This is a genomic window from Protofrankia sp. Cj3 (genome assembly GCF_917627355.1).
Classification (GTDB): Bacteria; Actinomycetota; Actinomycetes; order Frankiales; family Frankiaceae; genus Protofrankia.
Genome location: NZ_CAKJTR010000089.1, coordinates 1 through 625 on the forward strand (window position 1 = coordinate 1; position 625 = coordinate 625).

Genomic DNA, 625 nt, shown 5'->3' on the forward strand with positions numbered 1-625 from the left:
CTCACGGCGCACCGGCGCGGCGTCACGCCGGGTACGTCTGTCACTGATCATCCCTAGAGGGATTGAAACCGTCCGCGAACGCAGCGTCCCGCCAGGATGCGCCGCGCGTCACTGATCATCCCTAGAGGGATTGAAACTGAACGCTTCGAATTCCTCCGGGGTAGCCCTGGCGAGTCACTGATCATCCCTAGAGGGATTGAAACGCCTCCCGGCAATCGCACGCCAAGTGGTGGCTGGCGTCACTGATCATCCCTAGAGGGATTGAAACACATCTTCGGCCGGGACCCTGTCCGCGATCATCCGGGGTCACTGATCATCCCTAGAGGGATTGAAACGCACACGGTTGTCGTATGACGATCTTTATCAGCAGGTCACTGATCATCCCTAGAGGGATTGAAACGCGTCTTCATCACCGGAGGAAGTGCCCCACGCCGGTCACTGATCATCCCTAGAGGGATTGAAACGGGAATACCACGCTCATCCGCAGGCAGACCGTCAGTCACTGATCATCCCTAGAGGGATTGAAACCCCGCCTGGCCGACACCGACCGCCCGGGACTCGACCGTCACTGATCATCCCTAGAGGGATTGAAACTCCGCACCGCCGGCAGCGGTGAGGGGGCGGT

General features: G+C 59.7%; 1 CRISPR repeat array.

The annotated features are described in order from the left end of the window. Positions 1 to 39 precede the first annotated feature (39 nt). A CRISPR array of direct repeats spans positions 40 to 594; the repeat unit is 30 nt; unit sequence GTCACTGATCATCCCTAGAGGGATTGAAAC. Positions 595 to 625: the final 31 nt, after the last annotated feature.